The organism is Anaerolineae bacterium (assembly GCA_013178015.1).
Lineage (GTDB): Bacteria > Chloroflexota > Anaerolineae > DRVO01 > DRVO01 > Ch71.
In genome coordinates, this window is the sequence record JABLXR010000010.1 from 37,066 (window position 1) to 55,805 (window position 18,740).

18 protein-coding genes are annotated in these 18,740 nt (G+C 65.8%); 8 read left to right on the top strand and 10 right to left on the bottom strand.

From position 1 onward, the window contains the following. Positions 1-183 precede the first annotated feature (183 nt). Complete coding sequence (locus HPY83_05235) at positions 184-2,433, top strand: hybrid sensor histidine kinase/response regulator (GenBank protein NPV07354.1); 2,250 nt, start codon at positions 184-186, stop codon at positions 2,431-2,433. On the opposite strand, the gene HPY83_05240 is transcribed toward HPY83_05235, so the two are convergent. Next, positions 2,351-3,613, bottom strand: coding sequence for a response regulator (locus HPY83_05240; GenBank protein NPV07355.1), 1,263 nt, complete (start codon positions 3,611-3,613; stop codon positions 2,351-2,353). The genes HPY83_05235 and HPY83_05240 overlap by 83 nt on opposite strands. Before the next feature lie 251 nt (positions 3,614-3,864). Here HPY83_05240 and HPY83_05245 point away from each other — a divergent pair, with 251 nt between their 5' ends. The 4 genes from HPY83_05245 to HPY83_05260 all read left to right on the top strand — a co-directional run bounded on the left by HPY83_05245 (position 3,865) and on the right by HPY83_05260 (position 8,238). Further along, positions 3,865-5,271, top strand: a complete 1,407-nt coding sequence (locus tag HPY83_05245) for an extracellular solute-binding protein (GenBank protein NPV07356.1) — start codon at positions 3,865-3,867, stop codon at positions 5,269-5,271. A gap of 104 nt (positions 5,272-5,375) precedes the next feature. After that, a complete protein-coding gene (locus HPY83_05250) occupies positions 5,376-6,305 on the top strand; it encodes a sugar ABC transporter permease (protein ID NPV07357.1) in 930 nt (309 codons plus the stop codon). Positions 6,306-6,316: 11 nt separating this feature from the next. Continuing rightward, positions 6,317-7,207 carry a carbohydrate ABC transporter permease gene (locus HPY83_05255; protein NPV07358.1) on the top strand — a complete coding sequence of 297 codons (891 nt, stop codon included), beginning with the start codon at positions 6,317-6,319 and terminating at the stop codon, positions 7,205-7,207. A 242-nt stretch (positions 7,208-7,449) separates the two neighbouring features. Next, the gene (locus HPY83_05260) at positions 7,450-8,238 is read left to right on the top strand and encodes an MBL fold metallo-hydrolase (GenBank protein NPV07359.1); all 789 of its coding nucleotides are present in this window, start codon (positions 7,450-7,452) and stop codon (positions 8,236-8,238) included. A 411-nt stretch (positions 8,239-8,649) separates the two neighbouring features. On the opposite strand, the gene HPY83_05265 is transcribed toward HPY83_05260, so the two are convergent. The 6 genes from HPY83_05265 to HPY83_05290 all read right to left on the bottom strand — a co-directional run bounded on the left by HPY83_05265 (position 8,650) and on the right by HPY83_05290 (position 12,439). After that, positions 8,650-9,528 carry an MBL fold metallo-hydrolase gene (locus tag HPY83_05265; GenBank protein ID NPV07360.1) on the bottom strand — a complete coding sequence of 293 codons (879 nt, stop codon included), beginning with the start codon at positions 9,526-9,528 and terminating at the stop codon, positions 8,650-8,652. Then, positions 9,521-10,321: a HAMP domain-containing histidine kinase gene (locus HPY83_05270; GenBank protein NPV07361.1), complete on the bottom strand. Its 801-nt coding sequence runs from the start codon at positions 10,319-10,321 to the stop codon at positions 9,521-9,523. The genes HPY83_05265 and HPY83_05270 overlap by 8 nt, the downstream gene beginning before the upstream one ends. Further along, the gene (locus HPY83_05275; protein NPV07362.1) at positions 10,311-10,613 is read right to left on the bottom strand and encodes a hypothetical protein; all 303 of its coding nucleotides are present in this window, start codon (positions 10,611-10,613) and stop codon (positions 10,311-10,313) included. The genes HPY83_05270 and HPY83_05275 overlap by 11 nt, the downstream gene beginning before the upstream one ends. After that, positions 10,610-10,900 (bottom strand): hypothetical protein, encoded by a 291-nt coding sequence (locus tag HPY83_05280; GenBank protein NPV07363.1) that lies wholly within the window; start codon positions 10,898-10,900, stop codon positions 10,610-10,612. The genes HPY83_05275 and HPY83_05280 overlap by 4 nt, the downstream gene beginning before the upstream one ends. Before the next feature lie 26 nt (positions 10,901-10,926). Next, positions 10,927-11,712 carry an ATPase gene (locus HPY83_05285; protein NPV07364.1) on the bottom strand — a complete coding sequence of 262 codons (786 nt, stop codon included), beginning with the start codon at positions 11,710-11,712 and terminating at the stop codon, positions 10,927-10,929. Positions 11,713-12,061: 349 nt separating this feature from the next. Continuing rightward, positions 12,062-12,439, bottom strand: a complete 378-nt coding sequence (locus HPY83_05290) for a hypothetical protein (protein NPV07365.1) — start codon at positions 12,437-12,439, stop codon at positions 12,062-12,064. A 181-nt stretch (positions 12,440-12,620) separates the two neighbouring features. Between HPY83_05290 and HPY83_05295 the strand changes: the two genes are divergently transcribed. The 3 genes from HPY83_05295 (at position 12,621) to rpsU (ending at position 15,669) form a co-directional block, all read left to right on the top strand. Next, positions 12,621-13,835 (top strand): glucose dehydrogenase, encoded by a 1,215-nt coding sequence (locus HPY83_05295; protein ID NPV07366.1) that lies wholly within the window; start codon positions 12,621-12,623, stop codon positions 13,833-13,835. 175 nt (positions 13,836-14,010) lie between these two features. After that, on the top strand, positions 14,011-15,297 hold the full coding sequence (locus HPY83_05300) for an MFS transporter (GenBank protein NPV07367.1): 1,287 nt from the start codon (positions 14,011-14,013) through the stop codon (positions 15,295-15,297). Between the two features lie 159 nt (positions 15,298-15,456). After that, complete coding sequence (gene rpsU / locus HPY83_05305) at positions 15,457-15,669, top strand: 30S ribosomal protein S21 (GenBank protein NPV07368.1); 213 nt, start codon at positions 15,457-15,459, stop codon at positions 15,667-15,669. 121 nt (positions 15,670-15,790) lie between these two features. Here rpsU and HPY83_05310 read toward each other — a convergent pair whose 3' ends face one another. From HPY83_05310 to HPY83_05320, 3 genes are all read right to left on the bottom strand, one after another. Then, a complete protein-coding gene (locus HPY83_05310) occupies positions 15,791-16,825 on the bottom strand; it encodes a nitrogen fixation protein NifH (protein ID NPV07369.1) in 1,035 nt (344 codons plus the stop codon). Between the two features lie 237 nt (positions 16,826-17,062). Further along, on the bottom strand, positions 17,063-17,671 hold the full coding sequence (locus HPY83_05315; protein NPV07370.1) for an endonuclease III: 609 nt from the start codon (positions 17,669-17,671) through the stop codon (positions 17,063-17,065). Positions 17,672-17,785: 114 nt separating this feature from the next. Further along, positions 17,786-18,259 (bottom strand): tryptophan-rich sensory protein, encoded by a 474-nt coding sequence (locus tag HPY83_05320; protein NPV07371.1) that lies wholly within the window; start codon positions 18,257-18,259, stop codon positions 17,786-17,788. Positions 18,260-18,740 lie beyond the last annotated feature (481 nt).

Here is an 18,740-nt window from a genome sequence, read left to right on the forward strand (position 1 = left end):
CAACACGAGGAGTTCGCGCGCCCACGCGCGAGCAGGCCCTCACACACAGCCCGCCCGCGCCTGGGGGCGCTCACTCCTCATGAGGGAGCCACTATGCCCGGTGGACGCAACCGCCCTGGCCCTCCGCCAGCGGTGGTACAATGGGGCAACAGCACCTGACTCGATCGCAGGGAGGATGCCAGGGTGGCGGCAGTTCACGCGCAGGCAGGCGGGGAACAGCAGGTCAAGGTGGTTCTGGAGGCGCGAGAAGCCTGGGGCGAGACCCTTACCGCGTTCGGCGCCATCGCCCTCGTGCTGGGGCACCTGGGTACGCTCACGGCCGGTTTCGCCGACCCGTCTCGGCCCATCTTTCGCCCTTTGGTGGCACCTGGGCTCATCGCCCTGGCCGGGTTGCTGGCGCTCCTGATGCGTCGCTGGCCGTACGCCGTCCGGGCAACCGTCTTCCTTGCCTTGACCTTCGGCGGCTCCCTGATGTTCGACGTCGCCTCCGCTCTGCCCTACGTGCAGTACCTGTACTCGCTCTGTGCCTTCATGGCCGGAGCCACGCTGGGGTTGCCCGCAGCTCTCGCCACCGCCGGCGCTGGTACCGCAGCGGCGATCGCCTTCGCCGGTACCGAGGTCGAGCGAGCCGCCCTCCCCTACACCCTGGGCGCGCTCTGGCTCTCTGCTCTCGTGAGCGGCGTAGCCTTCCGTAGCTCTCTGGCCGCCCTCCAGATGGCGGAAGCCCAGGTGGCCATGTCCTGGAAGCGAGCCCGGGCCGCTGACGTGCGCCGAGGGGAGCTGGTCGCCGCCAAGAAGGCGCTGGACAGCATGTACGCCCTGCTGGAGCGCACCAACTACGAGCTCGGCGTCGCTCGGGAGGAGGCGGAAGAAGCCCGCAGGGCCAAAGCGCACTTCGCCGCCACCATCAGCCACGAACTCCGCACCCCCCTCAACCTCATAGCCGGTTTCGCCGAGCTCATGTACCGGCACCCCGAGACCTACGGCTTCGACCGCTGGCCACCCCAGCTGAGCGCCGACATCCACGAGGTCTTCCAGACCAGCCGCCACATCCTGGGCATGATAGACGACGTGCTCGACCTGTCGCGCGTCGAGGCCAACCGCATGCCCTTGCGCCTCGAACCCACGGACCTCACCCGGCTGATCCGCGAGGTCTGCGCCAGCGCCAGTGGGCTGCTTCGGGGCAAGAATGTCGCCCTGCGCACCAGGCTATCCAGCCTCACGCCCGAGCTGATGGTGGACCGGCAGCGCGTAAGCCAGGTGCTTCTGAACCTGATCGGCAACGCCGCTCGTTTCACCCACCAGGGGTACATCGAGGTGGCCACCGAGGTGAGCGACGGCGAAGTGGTCGTCGCCGTCAGCGACACCGGCACGGGCATGTCACCCGAGGACCTGGCCCGAGTGTTCGAGGAGTTCAGCCAGGGGCCGATCTCGGCCGATGGCGGAGGCTCAGGGCTCGGGCTGGCCATCTGCCGGCAACTGGTCCACCTGCACGGGGGACGCATCGAGGCGCAGAGCGAGCCTGGGAGTGGCAGCACCTTCCGCTTTACCATACCCATCCCCGGCTCGGGCAAGGCACGCTCTCGCCTGTCCTACTACGCTCCCGAGGACTGGCGTCAGCCGCTCCCGGCCCAGTCGCCCACCAGAACGGCCCTCGTCGTCGCTTCCGATGAGGCCCTGGCCGCTCCAGTCTCCAGGTCATTGCCCGGATATCGCTCGGTGGTGGTGAACACCGTTGACGACTTGGCCACCGAAGTCGCGAGCGAGCACCCGGACGGCATCGTGCTGGTGACGCAGGAGGGTGCTCCATCGCCGCCCACTGCCGAGCACATATGGCGCGCCAGCGGCAGGACGGACCTCCCCATCCTCCGGTACGAAGTGCCGTCTGGCAAAGAACGCGCGCGGCAGGAGCTCGCCGTATCCGGCTATCTGGAGAAGCCCGTCTCTCGGGAGAGTCTGCTATCGGCGCTGAGAGCGCTCGACCCCGCCCCCAAGCGGGTGCTGGTGGCCGACGACGACCCTGGCTTTGCCGCCCTGGTTCGCCGCATACTGGAGGCCGAGGTTGGCCAGACGGTGGTGAGCGTGGCCTACTCCGGCGCCGAGGTGATGCAGAGTTTGTGCGGCGGAAGCTTCGACACCGTGCTTCTGGACCTGGTGATGCCGGAGATGGGCGGCCTGGAGGTGCTCGAGCAGGCGAGGGCCGATGCCAAGCTCTCCCAGACCAGGTTCATCATCACTACCGGCTCAGGCTACGCCGACGCGCTGGCCGGTCGGCAACCGCTGCGCCTGGAGCTGCTCAAGCAGCGCTCCGTCGACCGCGATGAGTTGGGGGAGTACGTGGCCGCCATGCTCAAGGCGTGCCCTCCTGACTACTCCCGTCCACCGTCTCCGATAGAGCAGCCAAGAGTTGCTCTTGCGACACCGGCTTCTTGAGGTAGCGCTGCGCCCCCATGACGAAGGCCATCTCGGGCTCGTTCAGCACCGAACAGATGATCACCGGCACCTTCCCCAGGCCCGGCCTGGACCGGATCTGCTCCAGCATCTGCCAGCCATCCAGGTCCCGCATCAACACGTCCAGGACGATGACGTCGGGCACCTCCTGGGCGGCGGCCTCCAGCGCTGCCACGCTGTCGGCGGCGCAGGTCACGGCGAAGCCTTCCGCTTCGAGGAACCGCCGATAGAGCTCGAGGAGACGAGTGTTGTCGTCTATCAGCAGCACGCGCGTGCTGCTGGCGGAACGAAAGCTGAGCCGCACGCGCACCCGCTCCGGCTGAGTCGCCCCGAGCTTCAGGTCGCCCCCCTGGGCCCGCATCAGCTCTTCGACGACGGCCAGTCGTTCCCGCCGCTCCGGCATCATGAACGGTTCGGTGGTCAGGGGCCAGGCCCACAGATCCAGAATGACCCGACGGGCGCGGTGGAGCCAGCCCAGCTCGAGGTTGGCCGGCCGGCTGACAATGGTCGCCGTCAGCGCGCCCAGTACGGCCTGCCGGGCCAGGGTCACGTCCGCCCAGGCCATCATCTGGCGGCGTGGCGGAGCATAGCCCAGGCGAACACCGTGTCCTCGGGCGAGGGCTCCCAGTGGGCCCATGAGCTCGCTCACCACAGCGCCGAGGTTGACGCTGCGGAGGTCCAGGCCCAGGCTCTGGACCTCGTGCTCCAGCCCAGCCATGGTCTCCCCCAGGTCGGCCACCGAGCCGTTCTGTCCCTTGGGCTGGGACTGCCGCCATAGGTGAGTGGCCACGGCGAGGAGCCCTTTGCGGTGATCGCGGTGGAACTGCCGCAGGCTTATGTGCAGCTCGTCCATGATAGCCTGAATGGAGAAGCCGTTGACGTAGCGGCGCACCAGGATGCCGTAGGGACGCCACTCGCGGCTGTTGCGCGGCGCCCGAGGGCCGGGGTTGATCTGCTCCAGCGCGTCCAGCAGCAGGTTACGCAGACCCCTCGAAGGGTCGCGCAATGATGGCGAGGAGGAGGCGACCAGTTCGCAGAGGGGATGGCACTCGAGATGGGCGTAGTCGTAGAGGTGGCCGAGGGCGTCCCTCACGGCGGCCACGAACTCGGCCGGGGCCTCGCTGGTCGAGATCGAGTGCTCCTGAGCTTCGCCGTCCGTCAAAGGCTGCATCCCCAGAGCTGGCACATACGCGGCATAATCGTGGCACAAGCGCCGCTGCGACCCCGAAGAGGGGCGACTACACTGGCATTATAGGCTATCGGGCCGCGCGGGAGCCACGCGCCCCCAGCGGACGCGGGCACCTTGATTCCGGCGGCGACGGGCGGGAGGTGCCCGCTGTCGCCGCGCCAGGAACGCCACCGGGCTATCCGCCGTAGAGCCGCTTATCCACGAGCGAGAAGGGAGGTTCGAAGATGCATTCGAGAGCTTTCAGCCGACGGAAGATGCTGTCGGGTCTCGTGATCGCGGGCAGCGCCGCCGCGCTGGCCGCCTGCGCTCCTGCGGCGAGCCCGCAGCCCGCCCAGGAAGCAGCCGCCACCGAGGTACCGGAGGCCACTGCGGCCCCCCCGAAGGCTGAAGGGGGTGCCGTCACTCTGCGGTTCCGGACCTGGGTCTCCGGCCAGACGTCTCCCCTAGACCAGGCGTGGTACGACTGGCTTAGCGAGCACTTCCCCCAGGATCACGATGGGTCAACGATCGAATTCGAGTTCGTCCCTTTCGGAGCCGAGTACATCCAGAAGCTACTGGCCGACTCAGCTGCCGGAAGTCCGCCCGATCTACTGGATTCCTCTATCATCTGGGCGCGTGACTTCTGGGATCGCGGCATACTCCTCGAGCTTAACGACTACCTCGACGCCGTGCCGGAACTGGCGCCAGACATGTTCTACGGCGAGTCGACCAACATCTACCGTTCAAAGGCTGGCTCCTACTACGGCATCCCATACTGGGGTCCTGACTCCCAGGTCATAGCCCTAAACAGCAAGCTGTTCGAGGAGGCTGGGCTGGATCCGCAAGGTGCGGATATCGAAACGTGGGAGGACTTCGTAGACGCGACCAAGGCACTGACCAAGACCAACGGCGACGAAGTGGAGCAGGCAGGGTTCCTGGTGGGGAGCATGCGCTACATCGAGAGCTTCTCCACCTGGATGTACAGCAATGGAGGGGCTCTGCACGATCCGGACATCACTCAGCCCACCTTCAACAACGAACGCGGTGCTCAGGTCATGCAGCTTCAGCTCGACCTTCTGAACACGCATAAGGTTTCCTTCCCCATCTCGCCTGAGCGACAGGACACTCAGCTCTTTTTGCAGAGCCAAGCAGCCATGGTGGCCTGGGGCACGTGGTCTCCTACCTACATCGGCGGGAACGCGCCCGAAGGATTTGAGTACTGGCTCATAACCTTCCCCAGGGGGCCACAAGGTGACGGCCCAGGCGCTACCACATGGTCTAACATGATGGTAATACCAAAGAAGGCGAAATACCCTGACCTCTCCTTTGAGTTGGCTCGCTACGTGGCGACTCCGCCCAACGTAATCACGCGCTTTGAGCTCTCGAATCGCCTCGCGCCGCTGAAGGCGTTGTACGAAAGCGATGCCTGGAGAGCCAAGCTCGAGAGCGTGCCTCAGCTCGCCATCGTCACCGAGGCGGCCGAGGTTGGAGGCGTCTATCCCTTCTTCCCCTTCTTCACCGAGGCCAACGATGCCATCGGCACCGAACTGGAGCAGGTGATGCTCGGTGAGAAGAGCGTTGAGGAAGGCCTCGCCGAGGCTGAGGCCAGAGTCATAGAGGTTATCCAGCGTCGCCAGACCACAGGCGGATAGGTAGCCTACTCAGCATCTGGGATGACATACCGAGCCGATCTGCGCCCAGACAGAAAATGCCAGGGCGCAGATCGTGCTTCCAGTATCTGACAGGCGTGGGAATGATGGCTACAGAGACCTATAGTGCCGGCCGAACCGAAGTCCGCGTCCGCCCCCCCTTGTGGAAACAACCACGTAAGTGGATAGCTGGCTATATCTTCACTGCTCCTGCCATCACTTTCATCGTCATCTTCTCGATCATATCCATTATCGTCTCGCTCTATATCAGCTTCTTCCAGTATGACGTGATCTCTGAGCATAGCCCCTATGTGGGCTTGGGCAACTACCGCGAGGCACTGTTCGAGGACGACCTGTTCTGGAGGGCACTCAAGAACACCTTCCTCTACGTTCTGGGAGTGGTGCCGGCAATTACGGTTTTCGGGTTCTTGCTGGCCTTGATCGGATATAAGGCTCGTCACGGCCGCAGCTTCTTCCGGACCGTCTACTTCTTGCCGTCCATCACTCCCATGGTGGTGATAGCCCTCATCTGGATGTGGCTCTACAGCCCCAAGGGCATGCTCAATGAGATGCTGGCCAGCGTCGGCATCCGAGGCCCGAATTGGCTCTTCGATCGGCACCTGGCGCTGCCGTCAGTCATGGTGATGAGCGTCTGGCAGGCGGTCGGGTACTACACCGTCATCTACCTCGCCGGTCTGGCGGACATCCCCCCGGATTTCTACGACGCGGCTCGGGTGGATGGGGCCAGCTGGTGGCAAGAGGTTCGCTACGTCACCGTGCCCCTCCTTCGGAATGTCACCCTGTTCGTGACAGTCACCCTCGCAATCGGGGCATTCCAGGTCTTCACTCAGGTTTACATCATGACCCGCGGCGGCCCCGGAACGGCCACAGCGACTCTGCAGTTCATCATCTTCCGCAATGCTTTCCAGTACTTCCGTATGGGCTATGCCGCGGCCATCTCGTGGCTGCTGTTCATAGCGATCTTCGTGCTCGCCATGATTCAGTTGCGGCTCAACCGGTCCGAGCGGATCTTTTGAGAGGGGTAGACATGGACCAAGCCTCAACCCTCAGTTCCACCTCGCGCCTATCCAGGACTGAGCCCACCCGTCGCGAGAAGGCCCGGGGAGCTGGAGGCCAGGTCCTTCTCTACCTGATCCTGATCACCCTTGCCGTCGTTATGATGTTCCCCTACTACTGGATGCTGGTGAACTCCCTCAAGGGACCGAGGGGATTCACCGCGAATCCCTACTCGCTGGTTCCGGACACCGTCAGCTTCGACTCCCTAACATACGTCTGGTCCACTGGCAGGATCGGGATATACTTGAAGAATAGCTTCATCTATGCGGCCGTCGTACTGGTAGCTCAGACCACCATCAACTCCCTGGCGGCCTACGCTTTCTCGAGGATTACCTTCCCTGGACGAGACACTCTCTTCATCGTGGTGCTGGCCACCATGATGCTGCCCTATTCGGTGCTCCTCATCCCCACCTATCTGATCATCTGGCGCTTCGGGCTGGCAAATACCGTACCCGGAGTGGTCCTACCGGGGTTCGCCAGCGCCTACGGCATCTTCATGCTGCGCCAGTTCTTCCTGAATATCCCCATGGAGTTGGAGGATGCGGCTCGGATTGACGGCTGCAATCGGTTACGGATATACGCGCAGATCATCCTGCCCATGGCTCAGCCTGCTCTCATAACCCTGGGCATGTTTATCTTCATGTCAGAGTGGTCCAGCTTCACCTGGCCGCTCGTGGTACTCAGCGACTGGAAGAAGTACCCCATCACCGTCGGACTCTCACTGTTCCGGGATGAGCAATCGCTCTACTGGGACCGAACCTTCGCCGCGTCGCTGATCGCCACGCTTCCCCTGGTCCTGCTGTTCTTCGCCGGACAGCGCTACATCGTCGGCGGCATCAGCCTCACGGGCCTGAAGGGCTGACCCCCAGCACGCGGGCCGCACCCCACGCTCTCGCCGCCCGCCGCCATCCCCCCATCGCGGCCGGCTGGGCCGACAGTCCTGCCGGCACCACGGTAGCACCCCCGTGCACAGGTCCGCGTCGCATCGCGCTCGGGGGTATGCTAGAGTAGTCATACAGGCCACCCGGTATCCAGGGCCGCGCCGGTGATCGGCCCTGGAGTCCTTCCCGGGCCGTGGCTCGAGCGATTCACAGGGGGCGATCTGTGAACCTCACTCTCCTGGGCACTTGCAGCGGCACCGAGCCCATGCCCGGGCGCCACCACGTCTCCTTCGCCATCGAGACCGGCGGCTGGGTCTACTGGTTCGATGCCGGCGAGGGCTGCTCCCACACCGCCCACACCAACGGCGTAGACTTGCTCCGGGTGCGGGCTATCTTCATCTCCCACCCTCACATTGACCACACCGGCGGCCTGGCGAACCTCACCTGGACCATGCACAAGCTCGATGGGCGCAACAGCGACCCGGCCCGGGCCTTGGGCGACCGGAAAGTGCCCCTCTTCCTGACCTCTGAGGCCATCTGGGAAAGCGTGCGCTACCTGCTGGGAGCATCGCTCGGCCGGCCGGAGAACCGCCTGGTAGCCGAACCACGCTACTACTCCGACGGCCTCATCTACGACGACGGCGCCCTGAGGGTCCACGCCCGGCACAACACCCACCTGGGCCACCCGGCCCCGGGCGAGCCCTGGCGTGCCTTCTCCTTCCGCATCGAGGCCGAGGGCAAGGCAGTGGTCTACTCCGGCGACGTAGGACACATCTCGGAACTAGATCCCTTGATCGAAGGGGCCGACCTCATCCTCATGGAGACTGGCCACCACCAGGTGCGCTCTGTCTGCGAGTATCTGGCCGGCTCGGATAGGCGCTGGGGGCGATTGGGGTTCATCCATCACGGCCGGGCTATCCTGAGCGACCCCGAGGGGCAGTTGGCTATCGCGCGGAAGATCCTGGGCGAGCGGGTCTTCATCGGTGACGACGGCGTGAAACTGAGGGTATGACTGCGGCCGGCCCTGCCGGCTAGGGCTCAGCAGGAAAGGCTCGGCCGTCTGCTTGGCCCGTCGCCCAAGCCACCGGCCTGAACAGACACCCAGGCCCACATGCTCACCCTGGGCCGAGCGGACCCCGCGGCTCGCCGACCTTCTGCGGTCCCTCGTGGATGCCTGCAACCGGGCCCGCTACGTGCATCACATGCCCAAGCCCGAGCTGGTAACGAGTGCGGTGGCGTCGGCAGAGCGAGCGGAGAATCGACTCGGCTCGGGCGAGGGCGACGAGCCGCTTCCTGGGCGGCTCCCTAACCGTGTATCAAGGTACCTAGTCGAGGTGTTGGCTGCCCCAAGCGAGGAGGTAGGTTGTGCAAGAGCCGGCAGGCGACGGCCGTCTCCCCTCCAGTGTGTCGCGAGTGACGGGCACTACCGGCGAGGGAGGGAACGTGTCAGGTCGCCGGGGGAGGGCTCGAAGCGCCAGCGCTTTCCGTCGGGACGCAGGTATCCCACTGAGCGCGAGGTATCAGGTTCGTGCTCAAATAGAAGTAGCGTCTCTTCCTCCACCGCTCGGCCCAGAAGCTCTCGCTTGCTCTCCAGGCTCTGCATCGGGGCGATGTCCAGAGCCGAGATCCAGGCCAGTCGCTCGGCCTGGATGGGCACAATAGCCAGATCGCTCAGGTAGAGGGCAGACTTACCCTCGCTCACTATGCGGACCAGCTGTTGGCCGGCAGTGTGACCGGGCGCCGGCACCAGCCAGACGTGCTGGTTCACCCGATATGTTCCCGCCACCACTTCCAGCGCGCCCGACTCATCCAGGACCTGCAGTTGCCTCGGGTCGTAGTCGGCGCGAGTACGCTCGTTGGGGAAAGCGGCGGCGGCCGCCTCTTCCCGCTGCACAAAGTATCGGGCGGCGGGGAAGGCAGGGGCGAGCGCCCCGTCCGTGGAGGTTAGGCTACCTCCGGTGTGGTCGGGGTGCAGATGAGTGAGCACCACCGCCACAATCTCCTCGCCGCGCACTCCAAGCTCCCGCAGGGCGGCCTCCAGCGGTCGGTAGCCAGGCGGATCGAAGGGGAGGCCGGGATCGCCAGGCGGCAGGCCGGTATTGACCAGGACGTAGCCCTCGCCGCTTTCGATCAGAAGCGGCCGAAGGCCGACGGGCACGAGATGATCGGCGTCGGGCGGGTAGTAGCGCTCCCAGGTGGCGCGGGGCACAGCTCCGAAGATGAGCCCCCCGTCGTAGCGGAAGACCCCGCAGTCCAGCAGCCAGGCGCGGACGGTTCCTATCCGCAGGGCGATGTCAGGCACCAGCTCGCCCGTTGCTCTGAGGTCCCGCCTTGGGGAGAGAGACGTGGAAGGTGCTCCCCTTGCCCGGCGTGCTTTCCACCCAGATGCGCCCTTGGTGTGCTTCCACGATGGCTCGGGCGATGGCCAGGCCCAGGCCGCTGCCGGGAGCCTTTCCGGCGGCCTGGCTGGTCCGGTAGAACCGCTGGAAGACGCGCTCCACGTCTTCCGCGCTCATGCCTATCCCTTCGTCGGCCACGGTCAGTTCCAGCGATTCACCGCGATCGTGCAGAGAGATGAGCACTCGGTCGCCCGCCTCGCTGAACTTGATGGCATTGCTGGTGAGGTTGTCCACCACCTGTATGAGCCGCCGTGAGTCGGCCCACTCCAGGAGGCAGGTGTCAGGCACCTGCACGCGCAACTCGACTCCGGCCTTCTTGGCGTCCACGGCTGCGCTCTGGACGCTGTGATACACCACCTCGCTCAGGTCCACATGGGAGGACAACTCCAGATGGCCGGCACGAGCCCTCTCCAGAGAGAGCATCTGGTCCAGCAAGTGGATGATGGCATCGGTCCGGCGTTCCATCACCCGCAGGGCGTGCTCCTGCCTTTCCTGCAGCGGGCCCAGGGTCCCGGCCAGGAAGAGGTCCACGTATCCCTTGACGAAGGTGAGCCCGCCCCGCAACTCGTGGGACATCTCCTCGATGAACTCGATACGCTCGTCCAGCGCCTGGCGGAGACGAGCACACGTCTCCTCAGTGGCATCTGGCTCGCGGGATATCGGTAGCCCGGAGCGGGCATGTGGGTCAGCGTTCATGGATAAGCCACCCCCAATAGGTCCATGCAATCACGATCACCATCAGTGCCCCGGCCGCCAGCGGCACATCGTGCAGCGCGGTGCGCAAAGCCGCATTCGGCTGTCTGAAGTCCAGCGCCAGACGAGAGAGACCGGCCAGAGCTATCAGGGCTGCTCCGACATAGCCGAGTCGATAGGTGCGTCTCATACCGACGACGGCACCCAGCCGTGCGCTCACGCTGGCCACCATATAGGAGACATAGGCCGCCGCCAAGAGGGCGATAGCTGCCAGAGGGCTCGGGTCGGACTTCACGCAGGCCCGCTGAGCATCAGGCCAAACAGGTGGCCACCCGCGAGGGCCAGTAGCATGCCGGTGCCGGCAAGAACGAGCGCCGGAGGCCACTCGGCAGAGCTACCGCAGGTGAGAGCATCCCACACTCCGCCCGTCAGGAAGCCAAGAGCACAGATGACGAAGGCCATGTAGAAAGTCCGATGACCTGCTCGAGACTGGTAGAAGCGGGCTATGAGGCCCACCACCAAGCACAGAAGGCCCAGGCATATCCAGCCTAGCAGGTTCAGTGCCACGCACCACAACGGCATTCGCCCACCCGTCTTCCCGGGAACCTTCAGCGGCTCAGGAAGGCTCGCATGAAGGAATCGGCCATGCGGTGGGGGCTGCCGCTGAGAATCCCCTCGCGTCCCCTGAATCGGGACTGAATGCGGATGCCCTCAGAGGTGATCTCATACTGGCGGATGTCCTTGGCGTGGTCGCTCCCGCGCATCTTGACCACGGTGAGAGCACGATGGATGGCGCTGTCTATCTCCACGTAGCGCAAGAGCACGTAAGAGTCCACCACGAAGGCCAGATCGTCCACAGCTCGGTCGCCACCGCCCAGCAGGGACGGCCCCTCGCTGATCAGCACAGCGGTGATCCCCTCGCGCCTGAGGGCGTTGATGAACCCGTACTGCAGACCCCGCAGCTGGCTGCGCCCCTGAGCCAGTCCTTCCAAGCGAGAGATGCTGTCCACCATGATGCGCCGAGCATCAATCTCCCGGACGAGCCTCTCGACCCGTCCGCCGACGGTCTGCAAGTCAGCCAGGCCCACCTCGGGGCTGGTCATCAGCACCCGCAGCATATGCCGGCGTTCCAGGTCCGCCAGGTCCCATCCCAGAGAGTGGGCGTCCCGGTAGAAGGCCTGGGGGAACTGCTCAAAGGTGAGCACGATCCCGGGCTCGTCATAGAACATGGCGCCAGCGTAGATGAACTGCAGCCCCAGAGTGCTCTTGCCCGTTCCGGGGGCTCCTTCTATCAGGTTACACGACTGCGGCAGAAAGCCACCCCCCAGCATCTCATCCAGCCCTGGAACGCCGGTCCGGACACGGCCGGCGCCATTGGGCTGGACGTCAGCCAACGGGATTCTGCTCGGGCCCCGCAGGCTGATCATCCCGCTGCTCGTCCTCTGAATGGCACGCCCGGCCCCGGCTCGATGGGTCTGGTTCCTGACGGGAGAGCACCAGGTTGCGCCAGGGCTGGTGCAGACGATGGTACAACGGCGGCACGGAGACGCTCATGAGCTCCCGCTCCAGTTCGGGCAGTATCTGCTCGACCAGAGTGTGCGCGTCGGCAGAAGATAGGCGTCTGCATTCCCTAACCAGCCGTCCAAACGCGATTGATCCGGCATCCCTAGGCATAGTCTGTCGCAATGTCGCTCCTCTAGTGGCGGCGGGGGCCGCCCGTTCGAACCGGGCCGAAGGCGAGGCTCAGCGCATACACCTGGCCACGTGGTAGACGACCCGCAGCCGAAATCGGCGGTCTTCACAGCTCTCCAGGAACCGGGTGACGAGGTCCCTCGTCGCCGGGTCTTCGGTGAGCGTGTAGACCGGCATGTCTCCGACGCTGCCCACCTGCAGAAGGCCATCGTCGGCCATCTCCTGTAGCTGCGGTGCCACCACTTCGGGCCTTCGACCGACATATAGCGCCAGACCCGCCTGTGTATCGGCAGCATGGGGGTTCTGCTTTAGGAAGCGCAGGATGTCCCACTTGACGAAGGAATTGAGCTTGTCGTGCACGAACGAGAGCATCTCGGCGGGCAGCTCTTCCGAGACGGCGTCCATGAACCCTTCCTTCGCGCTCGTCACAGTCCACTCCCTCCCTGTCAAGTGAGCACGAAACTCCGCCTATTGTAGCAGATTGGCCCCCCTCTTCGCATGCATCGCCTGGGCTGTAGCTCCCGGCGATGCTTGACTGTGCCTCCGCCCCCGGCCACAATGGGTCCAGTCGGTAGGTTAGCCGTCGAGCGTTGGGTTCAGGAGTTGGGTCATGGGTGGCACTGCAGATCGGGTCAGGTCGTTGTTGTTGCTCGTTCCTCTCCTCCTGGCAGTTGCTTCGCCCGCTCGGCGCGCGCAGGCCCAGGGTCCGACCTGGCCCAGCCTGAGCCTGACCTTGGTGGCCGATGGCTTCGTCTCGCCTGTCCACATCGCGTCTGCCGGAGACGGGAGCGACCGCCTGTATGTAGTGGAGCAGGCAGGCCGCATCCTCATAGTGGAGGGCGGGGTCGCGTTGCCGGTGCCTTTCCTAGACATTCGCGATCGGGTGCTCTCCGGCGGCGAGCGGGGCCTGTTCAGCGTGGCCTTCCCCCCGGGCTACGCCGACAAGGGCTACTTCTACGTCAACTACACCCGCACCCCGGACGGTGACACTATCGTGGCCCGGTTTCACCTCCTGCCCGGCAGCCCGGACCAGGCCGACCCGGCCTCCGAGGAGGTGATCCTGCACGTGGCTCAGCCAGCCAGCAACCACAACGGTGGCCAGCTGGCCTTCTCTCCCCGCGACGCCTACCTATACGTGGGAATGGGCGACGGCGGAGGCTCACCCGACCAGCGGTCCCAGGATCCGTCCACTCTCCTGGGCAAGCTGCTGCGGCTGGACGTGGAGTCGTCCGTCGGTGCAGCCTACGCAGTGCCGGATGACAACCCGTTCGTGGGAGAGGAGGGATATCGGTCGGAAATCTGGGCTCTAGGGCTACGCAATCCCTGGCGCTTCTCCTTCGACCGGCTGACTGCCGACCTCTACATCGCCGATGTGGGCCAGTCCGCCTGGGAGGAGATCAACTACCAGCCGGCCCCGAGCCCCGGCGGCGAAAACTATGGCTGGCCCATAATGGAAGGCCCTGACTGCTACAACACCCCCGACTGCCAGGAGGTGCCGGGGCTGACCTTGCCAGTGTGGTACTACGGGCGGAGCGAGGGGCGATCGGTGACCGGCGGTATGGTCTACCGGGGAGAGCGCTCCGCCACCTTGCGCAGCCTCTACCTCTTTGCGGACTGGGGATCCGGGCGCCTGTGGGGCTTGCGCCGGGTAGGCTCGCAATGGGAGAGTGCCCTGCTGCTGGACACCACCTACGCTATCTCCACCTTCGGTGAGGACGAAGCGGGGGAGGTCTACGTCGCCGATCACGCCGGAGGAGGCTTGTACCGTCTGGAAGCGCCGGGCCGGCTGATCTACGTTCCGCTGGTGCGGGATAGCAGGAGGTAGCGCCGGTCGAGCCCCGGGCCGCAGCTTTGACAGCGACGACCGGGCTGCCTACAGTACCGGCGTGCCCGCCTGTCGGCTGAGCGGCGCGGGGGCCCGACCGGCGTCCGGCGGAGGCTCGGCAAGCGAGGCCGGCCCCGGGCGAAGTTCGGCTCGGCCCAAGGGAGAGCCTCGGCTTATGGCCTTGGATTACCTAGACAGCCTGCGCCGCTTCGGGCGGGACGCCCGCCTCGTCTTCCTCGCGGCGGCGGTCCTCTGGTTCAGCATCTTCGGCGTCTACTCCGTGCTGTTCAACCTGTACTTGCTGCGGCTGGAGTTCGGGCCAGAGTTCGTGGGGCTGGTCAACGCCGGCGGTCTGCTGTCCGGGTCGCTTTGCGCCCTGCCGGCAGGCGAGATCGGGCGGCGCTGGGGCACCCGTCGAGCCATGGCCGGCGGGTTGGCCCTGGCGGCACTGGGCTACGGACTGGCTCCGCTGGCCTCGGCCGTGCCCGAGGACGTGCGCGCCCCATGGCTGCTGGTGACGTACTTCATCGGCTGCCTAGGCGCCTTCGCCGTGTACATGGTGAATGTCACTCCCTACCTCATGGGCGTCACCGATGAGGAACAGCAGAACCATGCCTTCTCCCTGCTCTCCGCAATCCCTGCTGCGGCCGCCTTTCTGGGGTCGCTGGCGGGCGGATTGCTGCCTTCCGCCTTCGCCGGGCTGTCCGGAGCCGGCCTCGATTCGGCGGCGCCCTACGGTAGCTCCCTGATACTGGCGGCCCTTCTGCTGCTTCCGGCTGTAGGGGCCGTCTGGCGCGCGGGCAACCCGCGCTCGGATCCGGCGCCGCCCCAGGCAAAGGGCGGCCGAAACAGCGGGGGCGCACCCATAGGGCTCATGGCCGCTCTGGCGGTGGCGCTGTTCGTGCGCGCCTGCGGCCAGGGCACCACGCGGGTGTTCTTCAACGTCTATTTGGACGATGGGCTGGCCGTGCCCACGTCGCTCATCGGCACGCTGGCCGCCGTCAGCCAGTTGGTGGCCATTCCGGCAGCGCTGACTACGCCCCTCCTGGCCCGGCGCTGGGGCAACGCCCGCACTTACGTCGTGGCCATCCTGGGCATGGCGGCCGGGCTGCTGCCCCTGGCGCTGATCCCTCGCCGGGAGGCGGCTGCCCTCGGCTACCTGGGCGTGACTGTGTTCTTCGCCCTGGCCAGCCCCTCCATAACGGTGTTCAGCCAGTCGCTGGTGCCGACGCGCTGGCGCCCCACCATGGAAGGGTCGGTGATGATGGCAGTGAACCTGGGTCGGGCCAGCATGGCTTTCGGGGGCGGCTACATAATCGCCTCCTCCGGCTATCGCACTCTCTTCCTCACCGGGGCGACCCTGATGGTGGCCGGGGCCCTGCTCTTCTGGGGCTACTTCCGGCATCCCCGCGGCGAGTTGGCCCGGACGGCAGCGCCGGCGCCGGTAGCGCCACCGGGGTGAATGCGAGTGCAGGCGGATAGCCGCCGTCCACGCCTTCAGTGAGAGGTATTGCGGGATGTTGACAGCAGTGACTTGGCGCTGTAACTTATGAATTCGTGGTCACGACGAGCGAGAATGATCATGGTGTAGGGACACCAAGCGGGAGGGGGGTGAGGACTAGTGCGGGTTGAGCTTCGCTCCGGTGAGTCGCAGGAGCAATTGCTGAAGCGGTTCCGGCAGCAGGTGATGAAAGAGAAGATCCTCTCGGAAGTGCGCAAGCGCCGTTGGTACATGTCCAAGGGCGAGAAGACGCGCATCGCCAAGGCCAAGGCCATACGCCGGGCCCGTCGCAAGGCTCGTCAGCAGGAGCGCCGTCAGGCCTCCCAGCGCTAGGCACGGCTTGGCCGTGTCCGCGCTAGGCACGGCCCTCGCAGCGTCGCGGTCGGGATCGAGACATGAAGGAGCCTGTAGTGAAAGGCTCCTTTTCGCCTTGGCCCTGTGCGCGCCTCACCGGCTAGGCGACTCGAGCACCCTGTTCGTACGCCCCCTTGAGCGCCCGCAGGGCCCGCAGGGTCACCCACTTGCTGGGCTGCTTCTTGGCCCCGTAATGTGCCCAGGTCTTGCCTGAATAGTCGTACTCCAGCGCCCACCGGCCCGAGACGTCCCGCTTGCCGCCGATGTACTCCAGGGTGTGGGCCAGGCGGGAGTCGGCGCCGCGCCCCAACGCCACCATGGCCTCCGCCACCTGGAGCACGTCGGTGATGTAGAAGAGAGGGAAGCCTAGCTTCCACCAATTGCCGCTGGGCTTGGCACTGTAGCCGCGGGGGTACTGGCAGGCCACCGGGTCGGTGGAGAGGAAGAACTCCACCCCGGCCTCGATGGCGCGCTGGACTAGGGGCGTGCGCCGCTCGGGGGGCCAGCAGGAGAAGGCTAGCATCACCTTGGCGCCACCCCAGGCACACGAGGTCCCGTTGTGGGCGCCACAGGCGAACAGGGGACCACACTTGCCGGCGTAGTAGCGTACCAGGGCGTGACGGTCTTCCTTTGGAGCCAACCCTTCGCCGGTGACGGTACGCGCCATCCACTCGAAGGCGGCCTCCAGCCGGGCAGGGTCGCACCCCAGGGCCAGAAGGGAGGCGCACAGATTGCCCTGCAGGCAGTCCACCGTTCCCGAGGGAGGACCGGTGACGCTGAACTGCCCTGTGGCCTGGAGACCGTGGTCGAGGGCGTAGGCACAGGCCCGGCCCACCCGGTCGTCTGCGTCAGCAGAGGCGCCCAACTGCGCCAGGGATATCAGCGACCAGACGGTGGAACGGTACTTGGGCAGGTACCCGGGGCCCGGCTTGACCCAATAGCCATCTGGGTGCATGGCGTCCAGTATGTCGGCGATGGGCCCGCGGACGTGGGCCTCGGCGCGCGCGATCTCCAGCTCCCCATCGCCCTGGGGCCGGTCCAGCAGGTCGCGCAGCGCCAGGTAGCGGACGCCAGGATCGGCCTGGTCCAGCAGCCAGTCGAGGGAATCGCCGCCGAACTGATCCATCCATGACATGAGCGCGTCTCCTTGATCGCCTCGTGAGCTGGCTCGCCTTGCCGTTCCGGCACCGCTAGCCGCCGGCACCCCAGCCGCGCACACGGAGGGCGAGGCCCCATATGCCATGCCAACCATCCGGTCCCGCCCGATCATTGTAGCGGGGCCGCTCGCTGCGCGGTAGTCCACCTGAGGATGCCTGGCTTGGCAGCCGAGAACCGCGCTCGCCGTCCTCAGACCAGGAAGGTTGTGTCCCGCTCACCGGGCGCCAGGCTCGGTGCTCTGCGTCTCCTCCTCCCGGTAGTAGTCGCAGACGTCGCGCAGGGGGCACTTTCCATGCCGGGGCGCGCGCGACAGGCACACCTGCTGGCCTAGGTGTAGCAGGTTGACGTGGAAGTTGTACAGCGTCTGCGGATCCGGGGGCAGCAGGGCCAGTAGCTCCTCGTGCGCCGCCGCCGCGCTCACCTTGCGCCCGATCAGTCCCACCCGCTGGCTCACCCGGTGGACGTGGGTGTCCACCGGCAGGAGAGGCTTGCCGAAGCAGAACAGCAGCACCAGGGACGCCGTCTTGATGCCCACGCCTGGCAGCCTCATGAGCCAGTTGCGGCCCTCCTCGGGGCTCAGGTCCCGTAGGAAGTCTATGCTGGGCTTCCCCTCCGTTTCGGTGATGATGCGCAAGGCCCTCTGGATGTTGCCCGCCTTGGCGTACTCGAAGTTGGCCCCCCGGATGGCCTGAGCCAGGTCCTCGAGGGGCGCATCCCGGATGGCCTCCCAGGACCCGTACTGCCGCCACATGCGCTCGTATGCCTGGGCCTCGTTCTTCTGAGTGGTGCGGTGGGAGAGCATGGTGGCCACGAGCTCGTGCATGGGCCCCCGGCGGGGGATCAGACGTCGCTCCCCATAGAACTCGATGAGGCGCCGGTGCACCTCCAGGGCCCTGGCCGACAGGTCGCCAGCGGCAAGGCTTACCTCGGGCACCGGTCAGCGCCGATGGTTGAGGCGCCAGAGCTCATAGTTGAGGACGGCAGCGAAGGAAGTCCACAGCTGGTAGGGCACCAGCAGCAGCCCCGCCAGCGGCCGCACCCGATAGAAGCTGGTCAGCGTGGCCAGAATCAGCCCCCACAGGGCGGCTATCTCGACCAGGGCTAGGTCCACTCGGCGCAGGCCGAAGAAGATGACCGACCACAGGATGTTGAGGCTCAGCTGCAGCCCGTAGAGCCGCAGGGCCCGATCCTTGTGGGGGGAGTCGCTCCGGGAGACCAGCCAGGACGCCGCCCCCATCATGGTGTAAAGGATGGTCCAGGCCGGACCGAACACCCAGCCGGGTGGGTTCCAGGAGGGCTTGCGTAGGCCGCGGTACCAGGTGTCTACCGAGGAGGCGGTGGCGAGGGCGCCGATGCCTCCAGCGGCGTTGGGCACGAGCAACGCTAACAACAGGGTCGGGAGCTTGTCCATAGACTCTCCTGGCCAGCCCTCCTCACCGAAAACGGGCAAGAGGGCCGGCGCCACTAACAGGCAGACCGACTGCCCTAAGGTAGGCTAACTTCATCCAGTCTACCGGCAGCCTGGGTCACCGTCAATGCGCCCGATGAGGATGCACTTCGGTTCTCTTGGCGGCCAGTTGTCTTCCGTGCTCGTGACCTCCTCGGGTCATGCTCGACGGAGCCTCTGTCTGCGCCGTGAAGCGTCTCGGCTTGCCAGCACGGAGATTCCTCGCTGTCGCTCGGAATGACAGAAGGGGATCGGTCGTGACCTGTCGCTGACGCTGCTCATGATGCCGGGAGACGCCGACGGGGGAGACCGGTGGGCGCCGACGCTGGCCCTCCTACAGTGTCATGCCGAACGTAGTGAGGCATCTCCCGGCCGCGGGTGCAGACCCTTCGCTGGCCCTCGGGGCCTGCCCCCTGCCTGCCTAACGGGTGACGCAGAGGCGCTC